Genomic DNA, 26,164 nt, shown 5'->3' on the forward strand with positions numbered 1-26,164 from the left:
TGGCACAAGGTCGATCGAGGCTCCGGGAGGGCGATCCCGGAGCCGAGTGCTACGCATCGGTGCGCAGCCCGTACCTGGACTGGCGACGCTATCGCGATCCATGGTGCCGTGTCGCCGGGACCCCTACCCGACGCTGTCACTCATGGTAAGCCCATGAGTACGCACAGTGGCTAGTGTTCTGCGGACCTCAATTACGAAGAACCGGCGGAGCTTTGACGTACCCAGGCGTCAGACGATCGAACCGTCCGGGAAACACCATCGCCAGCCCTCTCCCTGCTCCAGGGTACGCAGCACCGGATGCCCCTCCTCCTCGAAGTGGCGAGTGGCGTGCCGGCTCGGCGACGAGTCGCAGCATCCGACGTGTCCACAGGTCAGGCAGAGTCGCAGTTGCACCGGATGCGTGCCGTCGGACTCGCACTCCAGGCAGGTGGCGCTCAGCGGGGCGGGTTCGGGGCGCGGCAGGTCGAGAACATGGGGACACTCGCTCATGATTGCCAGGTTACGACGCAGGTGACCGTGCAAGGGGCGGATCATGGAAGCATTGCCACTGGTGGCGCTGATCGCGGCGAGCGCCGTGATCGCCGGGGCGGCCCGAAGGACGGCGGTGCCCGCACCGCTGATGCTCGTCGCGGCGGGGCTGATCGCCTCGTATGTGCCCGGAGTCCCGGACTACACCCTCGACCCGCACATCGTGCTGCCGCTGATCCTTCCCCCGCTGCTGCACATCGCGGCCGTCGACAGCTCCTACCTCGACCTGCGGGCCAACATCCGGCCGATCGCCCTGCTGTCGTTCGGCTACGTGCTCTTCGCGACCGTCGTCGTCGGGTACGTCGCCTACCTGCTGGTGCCCGACCTTCCGCTGCCCGCGGCGCTCGTGCTCGGGGCCGTGGTGGCCCCGCCGGACGCCGTGGCCGCCACGGCGATCGCCCGCCGGCTCGGTCTGCCGAACCGCATCACCACGATCCTCCAGGGCGAGTCCCTGGTGAACGACGCCACCGCCATCACCGCCTACCGGGTGGCGCTGGCGGCGGCGCTCGGCGAGGGCCTGAGCTGGGCCGAGGGCGCCTGGGAGTTCCTCCTGGCGTCGGTCGGCGGCATCGCCGTCGGGCTGGTGCTGATGGTGCCGATCCACTGGCTGCGCACGCACCTGAAGGAGGCCCTCCTGCAGAACACCCTGTCCCTGCTGATCCCCTTCGTCGCGTACGCCGCCGCCGAGCAGGTCGGGGCCTCCGGTGTGCTCGCCGTCGTGGTCGTCGCCCTCTACCTGGGGCACCATTCCTGGCAGGTCGACTTCGCCACCCGGCTCCAGGAGGAGGCCGTCTGGAGGATGGTCGCCTTCATCCTCGAGTCCGCGGTCTTCGCGCTCATCGGACTGCAGCTGTCGTACGTCGTCGGCAAGCTCGGCGCGTACTCGATGGCGGAGGCCGCCACGTACGCGGTCGGGGTGTTCGTCGCCGTCGTCGTGGTCCGCTTCGTCTGGCTCTTTCCGGCGACCTTCCTGCCGCGGGCGCTGTCGAAGCGGATCAGGGAGCGCGAACCGAGCGTGACCTGGAAGTCGCCGGTGATCATCGGCTGGGCCGGCATGCGAGGAGTGGTCTCCCTGGCGATCGCCTTCTCCATTCCCCTCACCGCGCACAACGGCGAGCCCTTCCCGGCGCGCAATCTCGTCCTGTTCCTCACCTTCACCACGGTGATCGGCACGCTGGTCGTGCAGGGGCTGACCCTGCCGAGCCTGATCCGGGCCCTGAACCTGCCGCAGCGCGACGCGCAGATCAGCACCCTGGCGGAGGCGCAGGCGCAGAGCGAGGCGTCCAGGGCGGCCGACGAGCGCCTGGAGGAGCTTCTGGCCGATGAGCGCAATGCCCTTCCCGGGCCGCTCGCCGACCGGTTGCGTGCGGTCCTGGAGCGCCGCAGGAACTCTCCCTGGGAGCGGCTCGGGGCGGTCAATCCGGTGACCGGAGAGTCCGCGGACGACATCTACCGGCGCCTCTCCCGGGACGTGATCCAGACCGAGCGCGAGGTCTTCGTGCGGCTGCGTGACGCGCGGCGGATCGACGACGAGATGATGCGCACGCTGCTGCGGAGGCTGGACCTGGAGGAGGCCGCCGCCTACCGGGAGGGTGAGGAGTGAGGCCGCCCGGTGATCACCGCCGCGACGGTGGTCCCGGGCGCGAACGCGCCCTCCTCGGCGAGGGTGACGAGTCCGTACAGCATCTTGGCCACATAGAGACGTTCGACGGGCAGCCCGTGCCGTGTCCCGAAGTCGTCGGCGAACGTGTCGAGGGCGGGGGTGGTACGGGCGTAACCGCCGAAGTGGAACCGCTCGTCCAGCCACCAGTCGCCCGCCGGGCCGCCGAAGGCCTCCTCCTGGAGGGCGCGGATCTCCTCGCCCAGGAAGCCTCCCTTGAGCACCGGCACGCCGAGCGCCCGCCGGCCGGGCGGGAGCCCGGCGGCGAGCCCCGCGAGCGTCCCGCCGGTCCCGCACGCCACGGCGACCACATCGGCCACGCCGCTCAGCTCGCGGCCGAGCTCCGTGCAGCCGCGTACGGCATACGCGTTGCTGCCGCCTTCGGGGACGACGTGGCACTCCTCCGTTTCCCCGAAGCGACGGACGAGCTCCGCGAGCACCTCGGGGTCGGCCTTGCGGCGGTACGTCGCACGGTCGACGAACCGCAGCCGCATCCCGTCGGCCGCGCACGCGGCGAGCGTCGCGTTGAGGGGCCGCCCGGCGAGTTCGTCGCCGCGTACGACCCCGATCGTCGGGAAGCCCAGCAGCCGGCCGGCGGCGGCCGTGGCGCGCAGATGGTTGGAGTAGGCGCCCCCGAACGTGAGCACCGTGCTCCCGGCGGCCGCGCGCAAGTTCGGCGCCAGCTTGCGCCATTTGTTGCCCGGGAGGTCCGGATGGATCAGATCGTCCCGCTTGAGCAGCAGCCGCACCCCGTGCCGTGCGAAACGCTCGTCGGCCACCGGCTCCAGGGGGGAGGGGAGCCGGGGCCGCAGGATGCCGGGGTCGAACGCGTTCACCCCGCCATTCTCGCCGCCCCGGACCGTCCTACTTGAGCCGCTCCGCGATACGGGCCCGCATCGCGTTCATCGTGAAGCCCCTCGGGTCGACCTTGCCGGGCTGCCACTCCAGATGGCCGATGACCGACCGTGCCGTCCAGCCGTGCCGGCGGCACACGGCGGCCGCGGCCTTCTCGATGGCCTCCAGCTGGACCTCCGGCCAGGGGTCCTTGCCGTCGCCGAGGTTCTCGCACTCGAAGCCGTAGAAGTGCCGGTTCCCGTCGGTGTTCGCCTCGTTGTCCGGCGGGAGCAGCTTCTCGGCGATGACGGCGCGCAGGACGTCGTCGTCGCCGAGACCGGCGTGGTTGGCCCTGCCGTAGCCGACGAGATGGACCGTGCCGTCCTTGGCGATGACGCCGTGGCAGAGCGGGCCCGGCAGGCTCTCGTAGCCGTCGCGGCAGATACGTACGGTGTTGGCGGTGCCCTTGGTGACGGTGTGATGGATCATTACCCCGTGCACGGGGCCCCAGGGGCCTTTGTGGTTGCGGTTGTGTGTGCGCCAGTCGCCGACCTGGACGACCGTCAGCCCTTCGTCGCGCAGGGCGTCGAGGAAGCTGCTCGCGGACATGGGTGGGGCCATGGCCCACTCCTTCGCGGCTTGTCGTGGTCCGTACCGGGCTTCTACCCCAACCCTCGAGATCGGGCCATCCGTTCGGGCGGTGTGCGATCCGATCCGGCCATGGCGCCGATCGGGCGGAAAGCGCGTGACATGCCCCGCACGTCCCCGACTAGTCCCACTCATTTGTGTAATGGCGCGCCTACTCACCGTGCTGGAAGGCTCTCTTCTCGCAGGTCAATCCATGATTGCGAAGGAGTCCCATGTCGGTTGGTTCGGTTGGTGACGAGGTGCGCGAGGACCAGGCGTCGCCGCAGCAGAGTCTCGGTACGGCCGCCGCGCGGAACCTGGCGACCACCACCAAGTCGGCGCCGCAGATGCAGGAGATCACCTCGAGGTGGCTGCTGCGGATGCTGCCCTGGGTCCAGGTGCAGGGCGGTACGTACCGGGTGAACCGTCGGCTCAGCTATTCCGTGGGCGACGGGCGCGTCACCTTCGTCCAGACCGGCAGCCAGGTCGAGGTCATCCCCGCCGAGCTCGGCGAGCTGCCGCCACTGCGGGGGTTCGGCGACGAGGCGGTGCTGGCCGAGCTGGCGCAGCGCTGCCGGCAGGTGCGGTTCGCGCCCGGCGACGTGCTGGCCACGAAGGGCGAGACGGCGGACCGGGTGTACCTCCTCGCGCACGGCCGGGTGGAGCAGATCAGCACCGGTCCGTACGGTGACGAGGCCGTGCTCGGAGTCCTGGCCGACGGCGCCTACTTCGGGGAGAGGTCCCTGGTCGACGGCGACGCCGTATGGGAGTCCACGGTCCGGGCGGACACCGCATGCGTCGCGCTGGAGCTCACCCGCCAGGACGTGCTGACGCTCGCGGACCGCGCGGAGTCGCTCGGCGCGCATCTCCTCTCGGTGCTGTCGATCCCTCACCAGCGGACCAACAAGTACGGCGAGGCCGAAATCGATCTGTCCGCCGGCCATGTCGGCGAAGCGCTCGTGCCCCACACCTATGTGGACTACGAGGCGGCCCCGCGCGAGTACGAGCTGAGCGTCGCCCAGACCGTGCTGAAGGTCCACAGCCGTGTCGCGGACCTCTACAACCAGCCGATGAACCAGACCGAGCAGCAGTTGCGGCTGACCGTCGAGGCGCTGCGGGAGCGCCAGGAGGACGAGCTCATCAACAACCGGGAGTTCGGGCTCCTGGCCAACTGCGACTACGGGCAGCGGCTGCAGCCGCACGACGGCGTGCCCGGCCCGGACGACATGGACGAGCTGTTGTCCCGGCGGCGCGGATCCAAGCTGTTCCTCGCCCATCCGCGGGCCATCGCCGCCTTCGGCCGCGAGTGCAGCAGGCGCGGCATCTACCCGGACACCGTCGACATCGGCGGGCACCGCATCCCCGCCTGGCGCGGAGTGCCGATCTTCCCGTGCAACAAGATCCCGGTCTCGGACGCCAGGACCACCTCGATCCTCTGTCTGCGTACGGGCGAGGAGGACCAGGGCGTGATCGGTCTCCAGCAGTCCGGCATCCCCGACGAGATCGAGCCCAGCCTCTCGGTCCGCTTCATGGGCATCGACGAACAGGCGATCATCTCCTACCTGGTCACGGCCTACTACTCGGCGGCGATCCTCGTGCCCGACGCGCTCGGGGTGCTGGAGAACGTGGAGGTGAGCCGCTGGCGCTGACGCCCGGCGCCGTTCCGCCGGCCCGGATCCGGCGGGGGCGGCCCGGCGCCGCCCCTGCCCCGCCCCCTTCACCAGCTTCACCAGAGGACGTGACCGTGACCATGACCAGCACGGACGCCACCGCCACCGAAGGCCATGAGGCGGCGGCGCTCCTGGAACGCACCCGCAGCGCCGTCAATCCCCGTCTGCGGGACACCGTCGAGTCACTGCCCGGCTCCATACGCCGTGTCGCGATGTACCACTTCGGCTGGGAGCACGCCGACGGCACCCCGGCCGGGGGGTCGGCGGGCAAGGCGATCCGGCCCGCGCTGGTGCTCGCCGCGGCACGGGCGCTCGGCGGGGACCCACGGCACGCCGTGCGCGCCGCGGCCGCGGTGGAGCTCGCGCACAACTTCACGCTCCTCCACGACGACGTCATCGACGAGGACCCGACGCGCAGACACCGGCCCACCGCCTGGACGGTGTTCGGCACCCCGGACGCCATCATCGCCGGTGACGCCATGCTGGCCCTCGCGCTGCGGCTGCTGGCCGAGGACCGGCATCCCGCGTCCGCGGCGGCCTCGGCCCGGCTCGCCGCCTGTGTGATCGAGCTCTGCGCCGGTCAGCAGGCGGACTGTGCCTTCGAGCAGCGCGGGCCGCACGAGGTCTCGCTCGACGAGTGCCTCGCCATGGCGACGGCCAAGACCGGGGCGCTGCTGGGCTGCGCCTGTGCCCTCGGCGCGCTGTACGCGGGCGCGGGAGAGGAGGAGATCGCGGCGATGGACGCCTTCGGCCGGGAGGCGGGGCTGGCCTTCCAGCTCATCGACGATCTGATCGGGATCTGGGGCGACCCGGACCGTACCGGCAAACCGGCCGGCGCCGATCTGGCCGCGCGCAAGAAGTCGCTGCCGGTGGTGGCCGCCCTCGCTTCCGGCACCGGGGCCGCGGCGGAGCTGGCCGAGCTGTACGGCGGGCCGATGGACTCCAGGACCGTCCGTCGCGCCGCCGAGGCGGTGGAGCGGGCCGGTGGCCGGGACTGGGCGCAGCTCCAGGCGGCCGACCGGATGTCCCGGGCGGTGCAGCAGCTGTCGCGCGCGGTCCCGGATCTCGCGGCGGCAGGGGATCTGCTCTCGCTGGCGGAGTTCGTCACCCGACGCACCCGCTGAGCCCGGGCAGCCTGAATCCCGGGCAGCCTGAATCCGGGCGTCCGGATCACGTGCGCGAGTCCGGGCCCCAACTCTAAGATCACAGCGGCCGGTTGGCGATCACGGAGAGGCGGCCCGGACATGGGCGTACGGATACGGCAGGCGGGCGAGCGCGACCGGGAGACGGTGGTGCGGCTCCTCGACGAGGCCTTCATGCACGATCCGGTCAGCAGCTGGGTCTTCCCCGACGAGGCGCACCGCCGCAGGGTGCACGGCGTCTTCCTCGGGGTCTTCCTGGAGGCGGCGCTCGCCGAGGGCCGGGTCGACATGGCCGAGGACGGTACGGCCGCGGCGCTCTGGCTGCAGGTGCCGGCCGACCCGCCCGAGGAGGAGGACGACACCCCCGCACGGATGCGGGAGATCGCCGACCCGGACAACGAACGTGCCGAGCTCGTCGGCCGGCTGACCGGTGAGGCCCATCCGACGGGCAGGGCGCACGAGTATCTGCTGCTGATCGCCGTCTCCCCGGAGCGGCAGGGTGAGGGCCTCGGCACGGCGCTGCTCGCGCCCGCGCTGGAGCGCTGCGACCGGGAGGGCCTGCCCGCCTATCTGGAGGCGAGCAACGCCCGCAGCAGCAAGCTGTACGAGCGGCTGGGCTTCGCGTTCACGGACCGTACGGTGGTGCTGCCCGACGGGCCGACGATGTGGCCCATGTGGCGGGAGCCCGCATCGGGGCCCGCCGCGGAGTAGTCGGCCTTGCCCGGTCACGCCGCGGGCGCGCTGGAGGTCCCCATCAACATGCCTTCCGGGAAAGACGCTTGCGCAACCACTACACCTGGAGCACTATAGGCGGAGTGGTTCAGCTTCCGACAGAAACAGAGGACCGGTTTGCGCAAGCTCACCTACTTCATCGCCTGCTCGATCGACGGCTTCATCGGAGACCCGAACGGCGATGCCTCGTCCATGCTCGGCCTTCTGGACGAGGAGTACCTGGAGTTCCTGAAGACGGAGTACCCGGAGACCATCCCGGTCCACGGCCGTGAGGCGCTGGGCATCCAGGACGCCGAGAACGGACACTTCGACACCCTGATCCAGGGCCGCGCCAGCTATCAGCTGGCGCTGGACATGGGCATCACCAGCCCGTACGCGCATCTGCGGGAGTACGTCCCCTCGCGCACCCTGGAGAAGTCCCCCGATCCCCGTGTCGAGATCATCTCCGAGGATCTGGTCGGCAAGGTCCGCGAGCTCAAGGCCGAGGAGGGCGGACTCGACATCTACCTCTGCGGCGGCGCGCAGATCGCCGGTGAGCTGCTCGACGAGATCGACGAACTGGTGATCAAGACGTATCCGCAGGTGTACGGCGCCGGCATGCCGATGTTCGGCACCGATTTCGCCGTCACCGACTTCGCCCTGGACTGGGTGCGCACCTTCGGCAACGGCGTGCTCGTACGGAAATACACCAGGAAGCGGTAGCGGTAGCGGTAGCGGCAGCCGCAGCGGGCGACGGCGAGGCCGACGCGGCGACGGGCGGGCCGGGAGGGGACCCGGCGCCGCGCGAGCGCTGTTCGTCCTGCGTGCGCGGATCTATCCTGGACGCATGGGCAGCGAAGGACGTCGGACCGTCCGCCGCCCGCAGGGCGAGTACGTGTGCTCGACCTGTGGACAGCCTGTCGGCTCCGTCATCAAACGGCGCAAGGTACTCGGGGTGTTCGTTCCCGAGTGGGATCCCGGCCCCTGTCACAACCCCGACTGCGCGCGCGGCAGTGATGCCGCGCCGGGCGCGGGGCGTGAAGCGGGGCGTGAAAGGGAAGCGGACGGCACGAAGGGCACGAGCGAGGAGCCGGCCGACGGCCCGGCCAAGGGGTCGCCCGCGTAGCCCGATCCGGGCCCAATCCACGCAGAAGCGTTCGAGAGGCGACCGGATGTACGGCGGAGCCGGTCGTACCGCTACAGTCCGCGCCATGTCATCGGAGTCGACGGAAGTCTGGACCGGCTGGTACCGGGACCGCCAGGGTGCTGAAGCGATAGCCCTCACGGTCGCGGCGAGCGGGCACAAAGTACGCACCCGTATCAGGGGAGTTGAGTACGAGGGTCCGAGTTTCGGCGCCCTGGGCGCGGCGGACTCGGGCGAGGCGCTCGCCGGCTGCGTACTGGAATGGGACATGCCGTTGCCCGTCACCCTGGACGGCACGGTGGGGCAGGCGACGCTCAGCTGCCTCCTGGCGATCGGCGGACCCGGGCCGGACGGGGCGCCGGACCGGGTGGATCTGAGTCTGACCCTGCACTTCGGCGGAGCGGCGTACGAGTCCGGAATCGCCGGCGGCGACTTCGACGAGGCGCTCGGACGGATCCGGCGGCAGCTGCCGGAGGGCGCGGAGTTCGGGCAGCGACTGGCGACCAGCGCCTGACCCGCGCGGCAGGTCACTGGTGAGGCAACCCGAGCCAGCCCGCGTCCACGCCCGGATTGTCGTCCTCCACGACGAACTCCTCCTCGGTCTCGGAGGGTTCGAAGCCGGCGGCGGTGAGTGCCGCCAGCAGTCCTTCCAGCGCGGCGCGGGCGGCGGGCCGGCCGCTGCCGTGGACCCGCTGGGTGACGAACCGTTCCTGGACGCCGTCGGCGTGGACACGGCGGGCGTTGCGTGAGACATGGGCGTCGTGCCGCTCGGACACGGCGGCGAGCAACGCCGCGTCGTACCCGTACGGCAGCCGCAGCTTGACGTGGTGCTCGAAGTGACAGTGGCCGGGCAGCCCGCGGGCGTCCTCGGCGGTGCGCGGCACGCCGTCGTTCCACGGCGCGGCCTCGATCTTCGTCCGTACGACGGGGAATCCGGCCGCCGTGAGCCGCTCCGCCAAGGCCCGTGCCGTGCGCCGCTGCCCGGTGAGCGTGCCTGTGTCGGAGAGGGTGAGCATGGGCTGGGAGGGGGTACGGCCGCGGGCCAGCAGGATGTGGGTGAACTTGATCCCGTGGCTCTTCGCCCAGCGGGCCAATGCCTCGACGCTCCGTGGATCGTCCTGAGGCGTCCCGATCGTCACGTGCGTCTCGAACTCACCGGCGAAGTCGCGCGTGCCGTCGGGGCCGTCGCGTCCGTCAGGCCCGTCGCCTCTGTCGGGTCCGTCGGGTCCGTCGGGTCCGTCGTGTCGGACGGGTCTGTCGTGATCCACCGCCCGACGCTACCAAGGGCGCAGGACGGGAGAACGCCCCGTGCCCGGGTTGCGGATCCCGGGCACGGGGCGCCGTGAGGTCGCGGCGGGTCAGGAGACCTTGGCGAGGGCGGCGGCGAGGCCGTTCGCCCAGAGCTGGTCGACGCGGGCGCGCTCGGCCGCGTCGGGGTTCGCGTTCTGGCAGGACGTGCCGGGGCCGCCGCCCGACATCAGCTCGCTGCACGGGCCGGAGTAGTGGTCGGGAAGCCCGAGCACATGGCCGGTCTCGTGAGCGGTGACGCGGGTGGAGTTGTACTGCTGGTTCTGCTGGTAGTCGAGGAAGATGTAGCCGTTGCCGTGCCCGTCCGTGCTGGCGTACGAGCCGCGCGGGTCATTGCCCTCGTAGTACTGGAAGTCGGGGTTGCCGCCCTCCTGCAGCCGCACGTTGGAGACGGAGCCGTTCCATATCTGCGTGCTGCTCGATATCTGCGAGCGGAAGCTCGGCGCGTTGCTCGCGCTGTAGACGACGGTGACGGCCTGGGCGCCCGGGTTCGCGGCGCGCTTCTCGGCGACCGACTTCACGACCGCGTCGAAGAAGGCCTTGGTCGCCCTGGCGTCCTCCGACGAGCCGGCGTACGCGACTGCCGAGGAGACCGCGCCGGTGGGGACGGCAGCGCTCGTGGTGGCGGGGCTCGCGGTGGCGGGGCTCGCGGTGGCGGGAACGGCGGCGGTCAGCGCGGCGGCGATGCCGAGGCCGAGGGCGGCGGAGAGTAGCGCCCTGGGACGGCGTCGCTCGGGGTGCTTCATGGGGGGTTCTCCTCGTCCGAGTGGGGGTTCGGTTGGGGAGAGTGTCGGGGAACGCGACCCCGCGCGGATGATGCCAACTGCCGATAGCACCAGGGCATCACGGCGACGACCAGCGTCAACCAGCAAGAATTTCACGGATATTACTGCGACACGGGTGCCTGGTGTGACTCGGGGTGCCGTTCTAGGCTCGTGGTATGGAACTGGAGGTGAGGCACCTGCGAGTGCTGTGCGCGATCGCCGACGCGGGCAGCCTGCACCGGGCGGCCCGGCAACTGGGGATGAGCCAGCCCTCTCTGACGACCCAGCTGCGCCGCATCGAGAACACCCTCGGCGGGGAACTGTTCCTGCGCGAACGCACCGGCTGCCGGCCCACACCGCTCGGCCGCTCGGTGCTGAGCCGCGCCCGCCCGCTCATCGACGGGATGTCGGCGCTCCTGACGGAGACCAGGGCGGCCGTGGCCCGCGGCCTGGACGACCGCCGGCTGCGGATCGGTTCCACGGCGAGCCGCGCCCTCGCCGGCTGGCTGCGCCGCCTCAGACAGCGGCTGCCCGACGGCATGGACCTGTCCCTCCATATGAACGTGTCCGCCAACGTCCTGCTGCGCATGGTCGCCGCAGGACACCTCGACGTGGCGTTCGTCCACGAGGTCGAGGGCTGCCCGCTGCTCGTCCCCGACGGTCTGCCGCGGCGCGTACTCGTCGAACGCGAACCGCAGTTCATCTCCATGGCGCGCGACCATCCGGCCGCCGCGGACCCCGTCGTCGATCTGACCGACCTCGCCGAGGACCGGTGGATGGTCGATCCGACGGTCGACGGCGAATGGGACGGCCTGCGCCGCGTGCTGGCCGCCGCCGGAATCGACCCGCCGGTCCTGCACGCGGACTACCACACCGCCGCGTCCCTCATCGTGGTCGGCGAGGCGATCGCCCCCTGCCAGCCCACCTCCGGCCCGCGCGAGGACATGGCGATACGCCCGCTGCGGGGCGACCCGCTGGCCGTACGCCTGCTGCTCTACCGGCGCCCGGGCGCCGACACGGAGATGCACGCCCTCCTCTACGCAGAACTGGCCGCGGCCTACCGCGAAGCGGCCCTGCGCGCCGCCCCGTACCGGCAGTGGCTGCTGCGCAACAAGAGCCCGCTGCTGCACGCACCCGCCGCGTGAGCCGTCGTCCGCACGCACCGGCACCCGCCGCATGGGCCGTCCGCCGACGTGGCGCCTGCCCGTGTGCCGCCCGTGTGCTGTCCGCGTGCCGTCCGCCGGGGTGCCGCGCTCCCGAGGTGGCGTCAGCGGACCACGCGGCCGCGGAGGATGATCCGGGAGGGATGGGCCAGGACCGCGGGGTCGAGGGCCGGGTCCGTGTCGTACGCCACGAGATCGGCGGGCGCGCCGTCCGTCAGCCCCGGCAGCCCCAGCCAGTCGCGGGCCGTCCACGACGCCGCGCCCAGCGCCGCCTCGGCGGGCATGCCGGCGCGGGCCAGCCAGGCGGACTCCGCCGCGACCGTCCCGCACGGGAAGCTGTCGGTGCCGGCGAGGACGGTGACCCCGGCCTCGTACGCCGAGCGGACGTTCGCGAGCAGGCCCTCCCAGCCGGTGAGGAAGTCCTCTCGGTAGGGGGTGCGCTCACGGGCGCGGAAGGCCGCCGCCTTCGCGCCGAAGACGCCGAGTGTGGGAACGAGCGCCGTGCCCTGGGCGGCCATCCGGTCGAGCAGTCCCGGATCGAGGTGCATCCCGTGCTCCAGGCTGTCGGCACCGGCGAGCACGGCGTTGCGGGCGCCCTCGGCGGTCTGGCAGTGCACCGAGACCCGGCCGCCGGCGGCGTGCACGGCCGTCACGGCCGCGGTCAGCAGATCCAGCGGCACGGCGGGCTCGTCCCACCGCCAGTCACCGATGACCTTGCACCAGCCGGAGGACGCCGAGGCCTCCTCGACCGCCGCCACCAGTAGTTCGTCCTCGCGGATGTCGCGCCCGAACCCGGGGAAGAACCTCCCGGGCGTCGCCAGCCACCGCCCGGCCGACCGGACACGGGGCAGCTCCTCGTCGGCGTCCACCCACTGCGGCATCCGCGCCGCGGTCCCGGGCGTACGGACCAGCAGGACACCGGCGTCCCGGTGCTGCAGCAGATGCTTGCGCAGCACCGAGTCGTCGAAGGGCTCGGTACTCGTCTCCGTCCCGGGGTGCGTGTGCACATCGACGAGTCCCGGCAGCAGAAAGCCGCCGTCCACCACGAGATCGGCGTCCGCCCCCGGCGCGGGGCCGGTGCGCAGCCGGTCCCCGTCGATCCACAACGTACGCTCCTCCCGCTCGGGCAGGACCACACCCTGCACCTGCGACAGTCCCGCTCGCTCGCCGCTCATCGGGCGAAGCCGTCCCGTAGGCGGCGCAGATCGTCATCGGCCGGTGATGAACTCATGGGGCCAATCTACGAAAGCGCTCGAACGGGCAGGGAACTCACCCGGCTGTCCCAGGCGTTGACGTGTCACACGCCGCTGGCCGGGCGCCAGCGACTGCCCGACCCGAGCCACCACGCCCTCACAGGTTCGGCCCCGCACCGAAGGGTGCGGGGCCGAATCCGTGTTCCGCGTCGGAGCGGGGGACGTGAGGCCTCAGGCCTTCTTGGTCTCCTAGTAGTGGGCTGGGTCGGTGACCTGCGGCGATGGGTGCTGCAGGTCACCGACCTGGCCTTTTGATGTTGGGTGGCGATGGGGTGCGACGGTCGTGATCGGGTGTCCTGCGGACTGTGCGCGGACTGGGTGCGCTACCCGTCCCTCCAAAGGCAACGACAACGCAACCCGTGTGCGGCAGAGCTGCTCATAGGCAGGCCAGCGGCCGCGCGCTGACGCTGTCGTGGGATGCCCCGCTGGGGTTACGCGGACAGGGCGCCCAGGGCAGCGTCCAGGCGGGCGGTGGCGTCGTCGGCGACGGGCTTGAGGGTGTCGAGGCCGGTGAGGGTGACCATGGTGCCCGGGTCGAGGGCCTGGACGAGCGTGGTGTCGCCGTCGCGGCGGACGACGACGTTGCAGGGCAGGAGCAGGCCGATGCTGCGGTCGGCTTCCAGGGCCTGGTGGGCGAGCGGCGGGTTGCAGGCGCCGAGGATCAGGTAGTCCTCCATGTCATGGCCGAGTTTCGCCTTGAGGGTGGCCTTGACGTCGATCTCGGTGAGGATGCCGAAGCCCTGATCGGCCAGGGCCTTGCGTACGGCGATGACGGCGGTGTCGAAGTCGGCGTCGAGGCGGACGGTGCGGTCGTAGGACACGGACACTCCCGGATAGTGCGGAACAACTGATTCCTCTATACCCCACCGGGTACCCGCAGGGTGTCAGGCGATGCCTTGAGGGGGGGGTGCCTTCCGCCCGCGGAATACCCCCCTGGGTATAGCTGTTAGGGTGAGTGTCCGATACCCCCCGGGGTACACCGTTCGAGAGGAGTCGTGAGTCGTGTTCTTCGTCGACACCCTGGAATTCGAGGGCCTGGGCAACCGCAGCTACCTGGCCGGCGGACCCAATGCCGCGGTGGTCATAGACCCGCCGCGGGACATCGACCAGGTCATCGCCGCAGCGGCCCGTCGCGGGGTGCGCATCGCTTTCGTGGCCGAGACCCATGTACACAACGACTACGTCACCGGCGGCCTGGAGCTGGCCCGCGTCACCGGCGCCCAGTACCTGGTGCCGGCCGGGGCGCACGTGTCGTTCGCCCGCACCCCCGTCGCCGACGGCGACACCGTGACGGTGGACGAGGGCCTGGTGCTGCGCGCGATCGCCACTCCCGGGCACACCCCGCACCACACCTCCTACGCCCTGACCGAGGACGGGCGCGGTGTGGCGGCGTTCACCGGCGGCTCGCTGCTGATCGGCACCGTGGGCCGCCCGGACCTGGTCGAACCAAGGCTGACCGAGCAGCTGGCCCGCGCCCAGCACGCATCCGCCCACCGGCTGGCCGACGAGCTGGACGACGAGGTGCCGGTGCTGCCCACCCACGGGTTCGGCAGCTTCTGCTCCTCATCCCAGGCCGAGGGGGACGCGACCACGATCGGCAAGGAGCGCAAGGCCAACGACGCGCTGACCCTGGACGTGGACACCTTCGTTGCCCAGATGCTCGCCGGGCTCGACGACGTGCCCGACTACTACGCGCACATGGGCCCGGCCAACGCCGCGGGCCCCGCACCGGTCGACCTCACCCCGCCCAAGCGTGCGGACGCCGAGGAGATCGCATCCCGGCTGGCCGCGGGTGAGTGGGTGGTGGACCTGCGCAGCCGCATGGCCTTCGCTGAGGGACACGTGGTCGGCTCGTTCAACTTCGAGAGCGAGGGCAAGCTCGCCACCTACCTGGCCTGGCTGATCCCCTGGGGCAAGCCCGTCACCCTGCTCGCCGACACCCCGGAGCAGATCACCGCCGCGCAGCGGGAACTGGCGCGGGTGGGCATCGACCGCCCGGCCGCCGCCGCCACCGGTGATCCGGCCGCCTGGGTCCGTGAGGGCGAGGAACTCGCCTCCTTCCCGCGTGCCCGCTTCGCCGACCTCGCCGATGTGCGCGGCCACGGCGAGCAAGTGGTGGTGCTGGACGTGCGCCGGAATTCCGAGCGCGCGGGCGGTTTCATCGACGGCTCGGTCCACATCCCGATCCACGAGCTGCACGGCCGCATCGGCGAAGTACCGGACGGGACGGTATGGGTGCACTGCGCCGGCGGGATGCGCGCCGCGATCGCAGCCTCCCTGCTCGATGCCGCCGGCCGCGACGTGGTCGCCGTCGACGACGCCTTCGACGCGGCCATCAAGGCGGGACTGGCCCTCACCCGCCCCGACGGCACCGACTGACACGCCCTTCCGCGCCATCTGCACGAAAGTGATCAAACGATGTTCTCGCTTCTTCGCCGCGGCCCCGGCCGCCTCACCCCCCAGCAGGCACATCAGCAGACCAGCGACGGCACCGCCGTCCTGCTGGACGTCCGCGAAACACCGGAGTGGGAAGCCGGGCACGCGCCCGACGCACTGCACCTGCCGCTTTCCCGCCTGATGGCCGGGGCGCCGCTCCCGGCAGCCGCGCAGGGCAAGCCGGCGGTCACGATCTGCCGCTCCGGTCACCGCTCCCAGCAGGCAGCCAAGCTGCTGACCGGACGCGGCGTTCAGGCCACCGACGTCACCGGCGGCATGACCGCCTGGGCAAGTGCGGGCCTGCCGGTCACCGGTCAGGGAGGCAGCGGCGGTGTCATAGCGTGAGCGCGCTGATCCTGGCACTGATCGCCGGGGCCGTGGTCGGACTCGCGCTCGGCGCCCTGGGCGGGGGCGGCAGCGTCCTGGCGGTGCCCGCACTGATCTACCTGCTCGGCTTCACCCCGGCCGCCGCCACCACCGCCAGCCTGATCATCGTCACCGCCACCTCGCTCACCGCCCTGTACGCCCACGCCCGCACCGGCAACGTCCGCTGGAAAGCCGGCGCCCTCTTCGCCGCAGCCGGACTCCTGCCCGCCGCCGCCGCTGGAGCCGCCGCATCTCGCCTGCCCCAGCCCGTGCTGACTGCCGCGTTCGCCGCCATCGCCGCACTCGCCGCCGTCAATATGCTCCGCCCCGGCGACGCCGCCACCGGCTCGGCAGCCAGCGGGACGAGGCCCGCCAAGGCCGCCGGCACCGGCGCTGGACTGGGCGCGCTGACCGGACTGCTCGGGGTCGGTGGAGGCTTCCTCGCCGTCCCGGCCCTGGTCACCGTGCTGGCGTTCGAGATGCAGGCCGCCGTCGGCACCAGCCTGCTGGTCATCTCGGCGAACTCGCTGGCTTCCCTGGCCACCCGCGGCTCCACCACAGTCGGCATCGACTGGGCGGTGATCGGCCCCTTCACCGGGGCGGCGATCTTGGGCGCCTGGGACGGCAAGCGCCTGGCAGCCAAGGTCACCGGCACGCTCCTGCAGCGCACCTTCGCCGTCGTGCTGCTGGCCGTGGCTGCCTTCATGCTGATCGACGCCCTCACCTGACGAGCCAGGCGGCGATTCGGTGCCGCAGCACCACGGCTCAGGCCAGAGAGAGGAACAGTTTCTCCAGCCGGGTGCGCATCTGCTCCCGGTCACCGGAAGCGGCCATGTCCGCATCGGTCAGGCAGTGCTGCAGACCGGTGGCGATAATCGCAAAACCCGCCTTGTCCAATGCCCGGGACGCCGCCGCGAGCTGCGTGACCACGTCCTCGCAGTCCCGTCCCTCCTCGATCATCTTGATCACACCGGCGATCTGGCCCTGCGCCCGGCGCAGCCGGTTGACCACCGTCTTCAGTTCCTCAGCTGCCATCGCCAGTTCCACGACCCACACTCCTTCGAGATACCCCCTTGGGTATCCTATCGAAGGGGTAACCCCAACCAAGTAAAGGAAAATCCCCCATGGCGCCCACCACCGCCCTCACCGCCGACCAGGCCAACGCCCGCCTGCACGAGCTGACCGTCATCGACGTGCGCACCCCCGGCGAATATGCCTCCGGTCACCTGCCCGGCGCCCACAACGTCCCCCTCGACCACCTCGATACCGCCCTGCCCGCCCTGAAGACCGCTGCCGGCCGCGGCGACCTACTCGTGGTGTGCGCATCTGGTGCCCGCTCCGCCACCGCCTGCCGGCGCCTGGCCGGCCACGGCATCACCGCCGCCACCCTCACCGGCGGCACCACCGCCTGGACGCAGCTCGGCCATGACGCCCACCGCCCCGCCGGCACCCGCACCCCTTGGGTCATGGACCGCCAGGTCCGCCTCGCCGCCGGATCCCTCGTCCTGACCGGCCTCATTGCCGGACAACGCTGGAGCGCGGCGCGTTGGCTGTCCGCGGGCGTCGCCGGCGGCCTGGTCTTCTCCGCCCTGACCAACACCTGCGGCATGGCCAAGATCCTCGCCAAGCTCCCCAACAATCAGCCCAAGACAGCCGACCTGGACGCCACCCTCGCCGCCCTGACCGGCTGACGGCACCAGACCCCCGTAGCACCGCTAACGCTGCCCCGCTGAGCGGTCCGTCCCATCCACCGTCCTGTCGAGCGCATCGACCAGACGGCGATCACACAGGTCGGCGCCGCCCGGCCGTCGAGGTCGGCCTTGTTCGTTGGGTGATCCCCAAACGGACACCTACCGGGATGCGAAAAGATCCTGGCAGTAAACCTGGCGCGGCGGGCATGTCGCGACGAGCCGAGCTAGGTTGGTTCAAGGGATCTGTCTCAGGAAACGTGATTGCGAAGATGGATGGGCAGGCGATCGGCTGGATGTGGGTATGGCCGGTGCTAGTCGTGGCCGGTCTGCTGATCATCGGCTACGCCGTATTGCGGCTGGCGCGAAACGGCCGAGGAACTGCCCACGGGTCCGGTTCGGGTTCGGTGGCGCGACGGATCCTCGATGAGCGCTACGCCCGCGGGGAAATCGACAAGCGGGAGTACCAGCACCGGTGGAGGGTGCTGCGGTGACCGGCGCGCCGATCAGCCGACGCCGGGCCTTGGGTCTGATCGGACTGGGCACGGCCAGCGTCGCCGCCGGCGCGGCCGGCTGGGTCACCGGTCTGGGCGCCCCGAGCAGGGGCGCCTCGGGCCAGGACCTGGCCCAGCCGCCGGTGCTGGCCAGTCGCGACGGGGTCCTGAATGTGTCGCTGACCGCCGCTCCCGGGGTGCGCCTGGCCGGGCGGGACACCCTGGCATGGGGGTACAACGGCACCTGCCCGGGGCCAACCCTGCGGGTACGGCCTGGGGACCTGCTGCGAGTGCGGCTGGTCAACCACCTTGACCAGCCGACCAACCTGCACACCCACGGCCTGCACGTGTCCCCGCGCGGCAACGGCGACAACCCGTTCGTCACCGTCGACCCCGGCGGCAGCTTCGACTACGCGCACCGTATCCCGGCCGACCACCCGCCCGGCACGTTCTGGTACCACCCGCATCACCACGGCACCGTCGCCGACCAGATCTTCGCTGGCCTGGCCGGGGCGCTGCTGGTCGACGGCGGACCGGGCCCGGATCTGCCGGTGACCGACGACCTGGCCCTGCTGGTCACCGACACCACCATGGACGGGGCCGGCCGGGTCGCCGCGCCGAACATGATGGCCAGGATGATGGGCCGCGAAGGCGACCTGGTGCTGGTCAACGGCCAGCACCAACCCGTCATCACTGCCGCACCCGGCGATGCGCAGCGGTGGCGGGTCATCAACGGCTGTGTCTCCCGGGTGCTCGCGCTGAGGCTGGAGGGTCACCGGCTGACCCAGCTCGCCCTGGATGGGACGTTCCTGCCGGCCCCGGCCGAGCGGGACCAGGTGGTGCTGGCCCCGGGCAACCGGGCCGACCTGCTGGTGCGCCCCGTCCGCGGCGGCCGGTACACACTGGTTGCCGACCCGTACGACCGGGGCAGTATTGGCATGATGGGCGGCGGTCAGCCCACGTCCGGTCCGGTCACCCTGGCCACCCTGGAAGCCTCCGGACCGGCCGCGACACCGCCGCCGCTGCCAGGCGCGCTACCGGCCCCGCCCGCCCTGCAAGGCCGGGTGGCCGGTCAGCGTCGGCTCACCTTCGCCATGGGCATGGGCATGATGGGCGACACGGGCACGGGGATGTTCACCATCGACGGGCGCACGTTCGACCCGGACCGTGACGACCAGACCGTCCCGCTCGACACCGTCGAGGAGTGGACCGTGGTCAACACCAGTCCCATGGATCATCCGTTCCATCTGCACGTCTGGCCGTTTCAGGTGCTGACAACCAGCACCGGTGTACCCCCCATCGGGCTGCGCCAGGATGTTGTGCTCGTGCCCGCACGGGGCTGGGTACGGCTGCGTATCCCGTTCACGGACTACCCCGGCCGCAGCGTCTACCACTGCCACATTCTCGACCACGAGGACCTCGGCATGATGGCCACCATCAACGTCCATCGCTGACGGGCTGCCCTACCGACCCGGCTTCCTGCCGCGATGCCGGCATCTGCCGCATCCTCAGCCAGCCCGCTTGAAGTTACCGCCAGCAGCCCCCGACCCATCAAACAATCCACGATTCCCGACGTCCTGCTGGGTCGGCGCTCTGGGCCGGGACTCGGTCAGCGAGGCCGGTGATGGTCGTGCGGGTGATGGCGAGGTGTTCCAGACGCAGTTCGGCCTCGTGGAGTTGGGCGGAGATCGTCGGCCAGGGCCCGGGCGGTGTCTTCCTTAAGGTCGAGTGCCTGGCCGCTGCCCGGTGGGCGTTGCCCTCTACGATGGGCCCGTGACCGCGCCCGGCGCTCTGCCGACGGCCCAGGCAGGGGCGGCCACCAGATGGTGATGGCCGCGGCGGACAGCTTGCCGCACGCGGATGGGGGATGCGCGCACGCGGCCGGCGGAGCGGGTCATCTCGATCATGCAGACGCGACGTGCGCAGCCGCTGGTACGGGTTCGGCCTACACTCCGCCCGCACTGGTTAGCGCGGTGCTGGACGCGCCTCCTGCCTCTTCGACGGCTGCGGCGGCCCGAGACTCGCCCGACGGGCGGGCCCCGCCCGACCTCTCCGAGCTGCAGCTTCTGCGGATATAGAGCGGCCCGCTCGGCACCCTGATGCTCCGCCCTCACCGACACCTGCGGCATGGCCAAGATCCTCGCCAAACTCCCCCACAACCAGCCCAAGGACACCGACCTGGACGACACCATCGCCAGCCTGACCGCCTGATACCACCACCACCGCGAGGGACCGCTGGCGGTGCCACGACGAACCTCGGCGGCGGCAGGAGCACCTGTCCGACCAGCTCGGCCCCGGCAGCGTGCGGAACGTCTACGACGTCCTCGTGCGCGTCATGACGGCGGCTGTAGACGACAAAGTCATCGCCTCCAGCCCGTGCCGCAGGATCACCCTCCCGGCCATGCCGGACGAGGAGGTCACCCCACCCACGGTCGAGCATGTCGAGGCGATGGCTCGGGTGATGCCGCAGTACATCCGAGCGGCTGTCGTCACCCTCGCCGGATCAGGGCTGCGCATCGGCGAACTGCTCGGCCTGAAGGTGCCCGACATCGACTTCAAGGCTGGCACCATCCGCGTCGAGCGCCAGCGCCTCCAGTCCGGGAAGATCGGCCCGCCGAAGACCACCAAGTCCGGCGCACGGTCCCGGTCGGCGAGGTTGTCACCGACGCACTCCTCGCACACCTCGCGCACGCCCCTCAAGGGAGTGGCTGTTCACGATGGATGAGGGGGAGCCGCTCAACTACCGGCGGTGGAAGACCGAGTGGAACTGCGCCCGTAGGGCACTCCAAGCGGCCGAGAACGAGGCCGCAGAGCGCGAGAGCCGTAAGGCCGTCGAGCTGCCGCACATGGTCACCCACGACCTGCGGCACTTCTACGCCTCCGCGCTCATCGCCGGTGGCGCGAGCGTCAAGCAGGTGCAGCTGGTCCTCGGGCACGCGTCCGCCGTCATCACGCTGCGGATCTACGCGCACCTGTGGCCTGGGGAAGAAGACCGCACCCGGGCCGTCATGGACGCCGTGCTCGGCGGCCTGCGGACCGGGTGCGGACAGGTAGGTAGCCACGCCAGCGAAAGTGCAGGTCAGGCGGCCTAGGCTGAGATCAAGCCTTCTTGGTCTCCCAGAAGATGCGGTCGATCTCGGCGATGAGCTCCAGCGCCTTCTCGCCCGTCTTCGGGTCGGTCGACGCCTTGGCCGCCGAGAGCGCCTTCAGGGTCTCGTTGACCAGCTGGTGCAGCTCGGGGTACTTCTCGAAGTGCGGGGGCTTGAAGTAGTCGCTCCAGAGGACCGACACATGGTGCTTGGCGAGCTCCGCGCGCTGCTCCTTGATCACAATGGCGCGGGCCTGGAAGTGCGGGTCGTCGTTCGCGGCCATCTTCTCCTGGACGGCCTTGACCGACTCGGCCTCGATACGGGCCTGGGCCGGGTCGTACACGCCACAGGGGAGGTCGCAGTGTGCGCTGACCTTCACCTTGGGGGCAAACAGGCGGGAGAGCATTGAGCTGTCCTTCCTCGTGATCGTCTTCTCAGGTGGGACATTACTCCGTGAGTGACTCGATTTCGCGAGTGCCCCCATGGGCTTAGGACAAAAGTCCAGGGCGAGTATGGGACCGGTGGCCGAACGCACCGAAGGACCCGGAGGTGGCCGATGACGGAGCAGGGGCGGGAGCCGAGGGCGCTCTTCGGGATCGCGGAGGTGACCGGGCCCTCCATGTATCCGACGCTGGCGCACGGTGACCAGCTGCTCGTGCACTACGGGGCCGGGGTCGGGCCCGGGGACGTGGCCGTACTGCGGCATCCGCTGCAGCAGGACCTGCTGATCGTGAAGCGGCTGGTGGAGCGGCGCGAGGGCGGCTGGTGGGTGCTGGGGGACAACCCGCACGCCGAGGGGGACAGCCGGGTCTTCGGCGCGGTCCCCGAGGAGCTGCTGCTGGGGCGGGTACGGGCGCGGTACCGGCCGCGCCCGCGAGGTCAGGCCTCGGTGACGGGAGTGCTGGCCTGGGCGGTCTCCGCGGTACGGCCCGTGCTGTCGGACCGCTCGGTCTCCAGGCGCTTGCGGGCGCGGTAGGCGGCGACGTTGGCGCGGGTGGCGCAGCGGTCGGAGCAGTAGCGGCGCGAGCGGTTGGTGGACGTGTCCAGGTAGGCGTTGCGGCAGGGTGCGGCCTGGCAGAGGCCCAGGCGGTCGACGCCGTACTCCGTGAGGTGGAAGGCGAGCCCCATCGCGGCGGTCGCGGCGTATCCGGCGGTCGCGTTCGACGGGTGGTCGGCGAGGTGCATGTGCCAGCGCGGCCGGCCCTCCTCGTCGAGGTAGTCGTGGCCGGAGATCTGCGGGCTGACCGGGAACTCGAGCAGCAGGGAATTGAGCAGGTCGACGGCCTGGGTCGGGTCGCCGGAGTCCGCCGCGGTGAAGACCGCGCGCAGCCTGCCCCGTACGGAGCGGAACCGGGTGACGTCCGCGTCGGTCGCGCGGCGCGCCATCTGGGAGGAGGCGCCGAAGAGCTCGCGGACGGCCTCGACCGACGTGAGCGTGTCCTTGCCGCGCGCCGGCTCCTCGGTGTTGACCAGGCGCACGGCGTAGTCCGAGTAAGAGGCCAGTTCCACTTGTAGTCCTTACGGATGAGGTCTAGTGTCGGCGATGGGCGAAGTAACAGATGCTGTGACTTCGAGGGTATTACGGATAGGGGAGGTTCGGATGGCGGAGACCACGGCGACGACCGGCACCGACTGGCGCGCCTGGCAGGAGAGCTGGGACCGCCAGCAGGAGTGGTACATGCCCGACCGCGAGGAGCGGTTCGGGGTGATGCTGGACATGGTCGAGGCCTTCGCCGGCCCCGAGCCGAGGATCCTGGATCTCGCGTGCGGTACGGGAAGTATCACGGACAGGCTGCTCAAGCGGTTCCCCGGAGCGCGGAGCGTCGGGGTCGATCTCGACCCCGCCCTGCTGGCCATCGCCGAGGGGTACTTCGCCGGGGACGAGCGCGTCACCTTCGTCACCGCCGACCTCAAGGACCCGGGGTGGACCGAGGCCCTGCCGTCCGGCCCGTACGACGCCGTCCTCACCGCGACCGCGCTGCACTGGCTGCACAGCGAACCGCTGGCCACGCTCTACGGGCAGATCGCCGGTCTCGTCGTGGACGGCGGCGTCTTCATGAACGCCGACCACATGAAGGACGACACCACTCCCCGGATCAACGCCGCCGAGCGCGCCCACCGCCACACCGGGATGGACGCCGCCAAGGCGGCCGGAGCGCTCGACTGGGCCGACTGGTGGGCCCTGGCGGCCAAGGACCCCGTGCTCGCCGAGCCCACCGCCCGCCGCTTCGAGATCTACGGCGAGCACGCCGACGGCGACACCCCGTCCGCCCGCTGGCATACCGAGACCCTGCGCGCCGCCGGCTTCGCCGAGGCCCGCCCCGTATGGGCCTCTCCCTCGGACGCGCTGGTGCTCGCCCTGAAGTGACCGGACGAAGGACGAACGCCGGAGGCGGCAGGGCATTCCCTGCCGCCTCCGGCGTTCGGTACGACGGTCCACCGAGCGTTACAGCACCTTGGAGAGGAAGGCTTTGGTGCGGTCGTGCTGGGGGTTGGTGAGGACGTCGCGGGGGTTGCCGGATTCGACGACGACGCCGCCGTCCATGAAGACGAGGGAGTCGCCGACTTCGCGGGCGAAGCCCATCTCGTGGGTGACGACGACCATGGTCATGCCGTCTTCGGCGAGGCCGCGCATGACGTCGAGGACGTCGCCGACGAGTTCGGGGTCGAGGGCGGAGGTGGGCTCGTCGAAGAGCATCAGTTTGGGTTCCATCGCGAGGGCGCGGGCGATGGCGACGCGTTGCTGCTGGCCTCCGGAGAGCTGGGAGGGGTAGTTCTGGGCGCGGTCGGCGAGGCCGACGCGGTCCAGGAGTTTGGCTGCGCGTTCGCGGGCGACGGCCTTGGTCTCGCCCTTGACCTGGATGGGGGCTTCCATGACGTTCTCGAGGGCGGTCATGTGGGGGAAGAGGTTGAAGCGCTGGAAGACCATGCCGATGTCGCGGCGTTTGAGGGCGACCTCGCTGTCCTTGAGCTCGTAGAGCTTGTCGCCCTTTTGGCGGTAGCCGACGAGTTCGCCGTCGACGTAGAGCCGGCCCGCGTTGATCTTCTCGAGGTGGTTGATGCAGCGCAGGAAGGTGGACTTGCCGGAGCCGGAGGGGCCGATGAGGCAGAACACCTCGCGGGGGGCGACTTCGAGGTCGATGCCCTTGAGGACTTCGATGTGGCCGAAGGACTTGTGGACGCCTTCGGCCTTCACCATGGCGGTCATGCCGCGGCTCCCTTCGGGCGGCGCACCGTGAAGAGGGTGGCCTTGATCTTCTGCAGGGGGGTGGGCGGCAGGCTGCGGCTGGAGCCGCGGGCGTAGTGGCGTTCGAGGTAGTACTGGCCGACGCTGAGGACCGAGGTCATGATCAGGTACCAGGCGGCGGCGAGGAAGAGCATCTCGACGGGTGCGCCGGAGGTCTGGCCGATGTCCTGGGCCTGGCGGAAGAGTTCGGAGAACTGGACGACGGCGACCAGGGAGGTGGTCTTGAGCATGTTGATGACTTCGTTGCCCGTGGGGGGCACGATGACGCGCATGGCCTGGGGGATGACGATGCGGCGCAGGGTCTTGCCCTGGCTCATGCCCAGGGCGTGGGAGGCCTCGGTCTGGCCTTCGTCGACGGCGAGGAGGCCGGCGCGGCAGATCTCGGCCATGTAGGCGGCTTCGTTGAGTCCCAGTCCCAGCAGTGCGGTGAGGAACGGGGTCATGAAGTCGGACCATTCGTCCTTGTAGAACGGGCCGAGGTTGATGAACTCGAAGACGAGGCCGAGGTTGAACCAGACGACGAGCTGGACCAGGACCGGGGTGCCGCGGAAGAACCAGATGTAGAACCAGGCGATGGAGGAGGTGACCGGGTTGTTCGACAGGCGCATCACGGCGAGGAGGATGCCGCCGATGATGCCGATCGCCATCGACAGGACGGTCAGGATCAGGGTCTGGCCGACGCCGTCGAGGATGCGCGGGTCGAAGAAGTAGTCGGGGACCGCGCCCCAGTTGATCTTGCCCTGGGAGAAGGCGTAGACGATCGCGACGAACAGCGCGATCGCGACGACGGCGGTGACATACCGGCCGTAGTGCCGCACCGGAACAGCCGTGATGGCTTCCGGTCCGGCCTTCGGCGTGGGTGGTGTGTCCTCCGGACCCGTCTTTTCGATGTCGACAGTCACGTGGAGCCTTTCAGTGCTTCAGTGCCGAGGTCAGGTTCCGACCGGGGGGTCAGGAACCGCCGTTGGTCTTGGCCTCGGTCACCGCGCCGGCCTGGACGCCCCACTTGGCGATGATCTTCTCGTACTCGCCGTTCTTGATGATGGCGTCGAGCGCGGCCTGGATGGCGTCACGCAGCTGGGTGTTGGTCTTCGCCACCGCGATGCCGTACGGCGCGGCCTCGACCTGCTCGCCCACGATCTGGAAGTCCTTGCCGCCGCCGGAGGTCTTCACGGCGTAGGCCGCGACGGGGAAGTCCGAGGAGCCGGCGTCCGCGCCGCCCGCACGCAGACGGGTCTGGGCCTGCTGGTCGTTGTCGAAGGCCTCGATCGTGATCTTGCCCTTCTTGGCCTTCAGGCACTTGGCGTTCTCGGCCTTGGCGAGGTCCTCGGAGACCGTGCCGCGCTGCACGACGATCTTCTTGCCGCACAGGTCGGCCCAGGTCTTGATGCCCTTGTCGTCACCCTTCTTGGTGTAGATGGAGACACCGGCGGTGAAGTAGTCGACGAAGTCGACGCCCTCGCCGACCTTCTTGCCGGTCTCGGAGTCCACACCCTCCTGGCGGTCCTTGGTGTCCGTCATGGCCGACATGGCGAGGTCGTAGCGCTTGGAGCGCAGACCCGTGATGAGGGTGTCGAAGGTGCCGTTCTCGAACTCGAACTTCACCCCGAGCTGCTTGCCCATCGCGTCGGCGATGTCCGGGTCGATGCCGACGACCTTGCCGGAGCCGTCCTTGAACTCGACCGGCGGGTAGGCGATGTCCGAGCCGACCTTGATGACACCCTTGTCGCGGATCGACTGCGGGAGCTTGTCCGCCAGCGGAGCGGCGGCGGTGGCGGTGCCGCCCGTCTCCTTGGTGCCCGAGCCCGAGTTCGTCTGGTCACCGCAGGCGGTGAGCACCAGGGTGCCGGCGACCGCCATCGCGCCGACCGCGGCGATTCGGGACCTGGCTGCGGTCGTGCGACGAGTGGTGCGTGCGGTCATGATCGTGGTCCTCCGGCAGTGTGGTGGAGTTGCCAGGCGGTCGAGCTCGTCTTCGAGTGTCGACCTTGTGTGTTTCCGGCATCTTGCCATTCGGACTAGCCCATTCAGTGGCCTCCG

The 26,164-nt window shown here is 70.6% G+C and carries 30 protein-coding genes and 2 pseudogenes; 19 read left to right on the forward strand and 13 right to left on the reverse strand.

Features of this window, described 5'->3' with window-relative positions:
* Positions 1-228 precede the first annotated feature (228 nt).
* Positions 229-489 carry a UBP-type zinc finger domain-containing protein gene (locus tag OG766_RS23780; protein WP_266382861.1) on the reverse strand — a complete coding sequence of 87 codons (261 nt, stop codon included), beginning with the start codon at positions 487-489 and terminating at the stop codon, positions 229-231.
* 43 nt (positions 490-532) lie between these two features.
* On the opposite strand from OG766_RS23780, the gene OG766_RS23785 reads away from it, so the two are divergent.
* Entirely contained in the window at positions 533-2,131 is a 1,599-nt protein-coding gene (locus tag OG766_RS23785) for a Na+/H+ antiporter (RefSeq protein WP_266382864.1), read from the forward strand.
* On the opposite strand, the gene OG766_RS23790 is transcribed toward OG766_RS23785, so the two are convergent.
* Entirely contained in the window at positions 2,110-3,024 is a 915-nt protein-coding gene (locus OG766_RS23790; RefSeq protein ID WP_266382867.1) for a 1-aminocyclopropane-1-carboxylate deaminase/D-cysteine desulfhydrase, read from the reverse strand. The two genes, OG766_RS23785 and OG766_RS23790, sit on opposite strands and share 22 nt — an antisense overlap.
* A 28-nt stretch (positions 3,025-3,052) precedes the next feature.
* Positions 3,053-3,643, reverse strand: a complete 591-nt coding sequence (locus OG766_RS23795) for an N-acetylmuramoyl-L-alanine amidase (protein ID WP_266382870.1) — start codon at positions 3,641-3,643, stop codon at positions 3,053-3,055.
* A gap of 239 nt (positions 3,644-3,882) precedes the next feature.
* Here OG766_RS23795 and OG766_RS23800 point away from each other — a divergent pair, with 239 nt between their 5' ends.
* The 6 genes from OG766_RS23800 (at position 3,883) to OG766_RS23825 (ending at position 8,830) form a co-directional block, all read left to right on the forward strand.
* Positions 3,883-5,298 (forward strand): family 2B encapsulin nanocompartment shell protein, encoded by a 1,416-nt coding sequence (locus OG766_RS23800; protein WP_266382873.1) that lies wholly within the window; start codon positions 3,883-3,885, stop codon positions 5,296-5,298.
* A 101-nt stretch (positions 5,299-5,399) separates the two neighbouring features.
* Complete coding sequence (locus OG766_RS23805; protein WP_266384448.1) at positions 5,400-6,443, forward strand: family 2 encapsulin nanocompartment cargo protein polyprenyl transferase; 1,044 nt, start codon at positions 5,400-5,402, stop codon at positions 6,441-6,443.
* Between the two features lie 120 nt (positions 6,444-6,563).
* On the forward strand, positions 6,564-7,172 hold the full coding sequence (locus OG766_RS23810; protein ID WP_266382875.1) for a GNAT family N-acetyltransferase: 609 nt from the start codon (positions 6,564-6,566) through the stop codon (positions 7,170-7,172).
* A 138-nt stretch (positions 7,173-7,310) separates the two neighbouring features.
* A complete protein-coding gene (locus OG766_RS23815) occupies positions 7,311-7,895 on the forward strand; it encodes a dihydrofolate reductase family protein (protein WP_328726152.1) in 585 nt (194 codons plus the stop codon).
* A gap of 124 nt (positions 7,896-8,019) precedes the next feature.
* A complete protein-coding gene (locus OG766_RS23820) occupies positions 8,020-8,298 on the forward strand; it encodes a hypothetical protein (protein ID WP_328726153.1) in 279 nt (92 codons plus the stop codon).
* Between the two features lie 85 nt (positions 8,299-8,383).
* On the forward strand, positions 8,384-8,830 hold the full coding sequence (locus OG766_RS23825) for a DUF6304 family protein (protein WP_266382884.1): 447 nt from the start codon (positions 8,384-8,386) through the stop codon (positions 8,828-8,830).
* Positions 8,831-8,843: 13 nt separating this feature from the next.
* Here the strand turns inward: OG766_RS23825 and OG766_RS23830 are convergent, their stop codons facing one another.
* Together OG766_RS23830 and snpA are read right to left on the reverse strand one after the other, a co-directional pair.
* Positions 8,844-9,584, reverse strand: a complete 741-nt coding sequence (locus OG766_RS23830; RefSeq protein WP_328726154.1) for a hypothetical protein — start codon at positions 9,582-9,584, stop codon at positions 8,844-8,846.
* 90 nt (positions 9,585-9,674) lie between these two features.
* A complete protein-coding gene (snpA, locus tag OG766_RS23835) occupies positions 9,675-10,370 on the reverse strand; it encodes a snapalysin (RefSeq protein ID WP_328726155.1) in 696 nt (231 codons plus the stop codon).
* 194 nt (positions 10,371-10,564) lie between these two features.
* Here snpA and OG766_RS23840 point away from each other — a divergent pair, with 194 nt between their 5' ends.
* Positions 10,565-11,533 (forward strand): LysR family transcriptional regulator, encoded by a 969-nt coding sequence (locus tag OG766_RS23840; protein WP_328726156.1) that lies wholly within the window; start codon positions 10,565-10,567, stop codon positions 11,531-11,533.
* A gap of 122 nt (positions 11,534-11,655) precedes the next feature.
* Here the strand turns inward: OG766_RS23840 and OG766_RS23845 are convergent, their stop codons facing one another.
* Together OG766_RS23845 and OG766_RS23850 are read right to left on the reverse strand one after the other, a co-directional pair.
* Positions 11,656-12,726: an amidohydrolase family protein gene (locus OG766_RS23845; RefSeq protein ID WP_328726157.1), complete on the reverse strand. Its 1,071-nt coding sequence runs from the start codon at positions 12,724-12,726 to the stop codon at positions 11,656-11,658.
* Positions 12,727-13,235: 509 nt separating this feature from the next.
* On the reverse strand, positions 13,236-13,625 hold the full coding sequence (locus tag OG766_RS23850; protein ID WP_328726158.1) for a DUF302 domain-containing protein: 390 nt from the start codon (positions 13,623-13,625) through the stop codon (positions 13,236-13,238).
* 181 nt (positions 13,626-13,806) lie between these two features.
* On the opposite strand from OG766_RS23850, the gene OG766_RS23855 reads away from it, so the two are divergent.
* Genes OG766_RS23855 through OG766_RS23865 form a run of 3 tightly spaced genes read left to right on the forward strand, consistent with a single transcriptional unit; the run spans position 13,807 to position 16,334 of the window.
* Positions 13,807-15,183, forward strand: coding sequence for an MBL fold metallo-hydrolase (locus OG766_RS23855; protein WP_328726159.1), 1,377 nt, complete (start codon positions 13,807-13,809; stop codon positions 15,181-15,183).
* A gap of 39 nt (positions 15,184-15,222) precedes the next feature.
* Positions 15,223-15,585: a rhodanese-like domain-containing protein gene (locus OG766_RS23860; RefSeq protein WP_328726160.1), complete on the forward strand. Its 363-nt coding sequence runs from the start codon at positions 15,223-15,225 to the stop codon at positions 15,583-15,585.
* Positions 15,582-16,334 (forward strand): sulfite exporter TauE/SafE family protein, encoded by a 753-nt coding sequence (locus tag OG766_RS23865; protein WP_328726161.1) that lies wholly within the window; start codon positions 15,582-15,584, stop codon positions 16,332-16,334. Before OG766_RS23860 ends, OG766_RS23865 begins: the two co-directional genes overlap by 4 nt.
* A 37-nt stretch (positions 16,335-16,371) precedes the next feature.
* Here the strand turns inward: OG766_RS23865 and OG766_RS23870 are convergent, their stop codons facing one another.
* Positions 16,372-16,653 carry a metal-sensitive transcriptional regulator gene (locus OG766_RS23870; protein ID WP_010358257.1) on the reverse strand — a complete coding sequence of 94 codons (282 nt, stop codon included), beginning with the start codon at positions 16,651-16,653 and terminating at the stop codon, positions 16,372-16,374.
* Between the two features lie 77 nt (positions 16,654-16,730).
* On the opposite strand from OG766_RS23870, the gene OG766_RS23875 reads away from it, so the two are divergent.
* The 6 genes and pseudogenes from OG766_RS23875 to OG766_RS23900 form a co-directional block, all read left to right on the forward strand.
* Positions 16,731-17,297, forward strand: a complete 567-nt coding sequence (locus OG766_RS23875; RefSeq protein WP_328726162.1) for a rhodanese-like domain-containing protein — start codon at positions 16,731-16,733, stop codon at positions 17,295-17,297.
* Positions 17,298-17,554: 257 nt separating this feature from the next.
* Positions 17,555-17,788: an SHOCT domain-containing protein gene (locus OG766_RS23880; RefSeq protein WP_328726163.1), complete on the forward strand. Its 234-nt coding sequence runs from the start codon at positions 17,555-17,557 to the stop codon at positions 17,786-17,788.
* Complete coding sequence (locus OG766_RS23885; protein WP_328726164.1) at positions 17,785-19,242, forward strand: multicopper oxidase family protein; 1,458 nt, start codon at positions 17,785-17,787, stop codon at positions 19,240-19,242. The genes OG766_RS23880 and OG766_RS23885 overlap by 4 nt, the downstream gene beginning before the upstream one ends.
* Before the next feature lie 375 nt (positions 19,243-19,617).
* A complete protein-coding gene (locus tag OG766_RS23890) occupies positions 19,618-19,866 on the forward strand; it encodes a DUF6153 family protein (RefSeq protein WP_328727521.1) in 249 nt (82 codons plus the stop codon).
* Positions 19,867-19,891: 25 nt separating this feature from the next.
* Positions 19,892-19,999, forward strand: a pseudogene (locus OG766_RS23895) (rhodanese-like domain-containing protein); the annotation flags it as partial.
* 64 nt (positions 20,000-20,063) lie between these two features.
* A pseudogene (locus OG766_RS23900) lies at positions 20,064-20,880 on the forward strand (tyrosine-type recombinase/integrase); the annotation flags it as partial.
* Positions 20,881-20,887: 7 nt separating this feature from the next.
* On the opposite strand, the gene sodN reads toward OG766_RS23900, so the two are convergent.
* A complete protein-coding gene (sodN, locus tag OG766_RS23905) occupies positions 20,888-21,283 on the reverse strand; it encodes a superoxide dismutase, Ni (RefSeq protein ID WP_266382899.1) in 396 nt (131 codons plus the stop codon).
* A 150-nt stretch (positions 21,284-21,433) separates the two neighbouring features.
* Between sodN and sodX the strand changes: the two genes are divergently transcribed.
* Complete coding sequence (gene sodX / locus OG766_RS23910) at positions 21,434-21,853, forward strand: nickel-type superoxide dismutase maturation protease (RefSeq protein WP_266382903.1); 420 nt, start codon at positions 21,434-21,436, stop codon at positions 21,851-21,853.
* On the opposite strand, the gene OG766_RS23915 is transcribed toward sodX, so the two are convergent.
* Complete coding sequence (locus tag OG766_RS23915; protein ID WP_266382906.1) at positions 21,757-22,386, reverse strand: CGNR zinc finger domain-containing protein; 630 nt, start codon at positions 22,384-22,386, stop codon at positions 21,757-21,759. The genes sodX and OG766_RS23915 overlap by 97 nt on opposite strands.
* Positions 22,387-22,477: 91 nt before the next feature.
* Between OG766_RS23915 and OG766_RS23920 the strand changes: the two genes are divergently transcribed.
* The gene (locus tag OG766_RS23920) at positions 22,478-23,245 is read left to right on the forward strand and encodes a class I SAM-dependent methyltransferase (RefSeq protein WP_328726165.1); all 768 of its coding nucleotides are present in this window, start codon (positions 22,478-22,480) and stop codon (positions 23,243-23,245) included.
* Positions 23,246-23,323: 78 nt separating this feature from the next.
* Here OG766_RS23920 and OG766_RS23925 read toward each other — a convergent pair whose 3' ends face one another.
* The 3 genes from OG766_RS23925 to OG766_RS23935 are packed head-to-tail and all read right to left on the reverse strand — an operon-like array spanning position 23,324 to position 26,047.
* Complete coding sequence (locus OG766_RS23925) at positions 23,324-24,085, reverse strand: amino acid ABC transporter ATP-binding protein (RefSeq protein ID WP_323137264.1); 762 nt, start codon at positions 24,083-24,085, stop codon at positions 23,324-23,326.
* A complete protein-coding gene (locus OG766_RS23930; protein WP_328726166.1) occupies positions 24,082-25,026 on the reverse strand; it encodes an amino acid ABC transporter permease in 945 nt (314 codons plus the stop codon). Before OG766_RS23930 ends, OG766_RS23925 begins: the two co-directional genes overlap by 4 nt.
* A gap of 49 nt (positions 25,027-25,075) precedes the next feature.
* A complete protein-coding gene (locus OG766_RS23935; RefSeq protein ID WP_328726167.1) occupies positions 25,076-26,047 on the reverse strand; it encodes an ABC transporter substrate-binding protein in 972 nt (323 codons plus the stop codon).
* Positions 26,048-26,164 lie beyond the last annotated feature (117 nt).

The sequence above is a fragment of the Streptomyces sp. NBC_00259 genome (genome assembly GCF_036181745.1).
Classification (GTDB): Bacteria; Actinomycetota; Actinomycetes; order Streptomycetales; family Streptomycetaceae; genus Streptomyces; species Streptomyces pratisoli.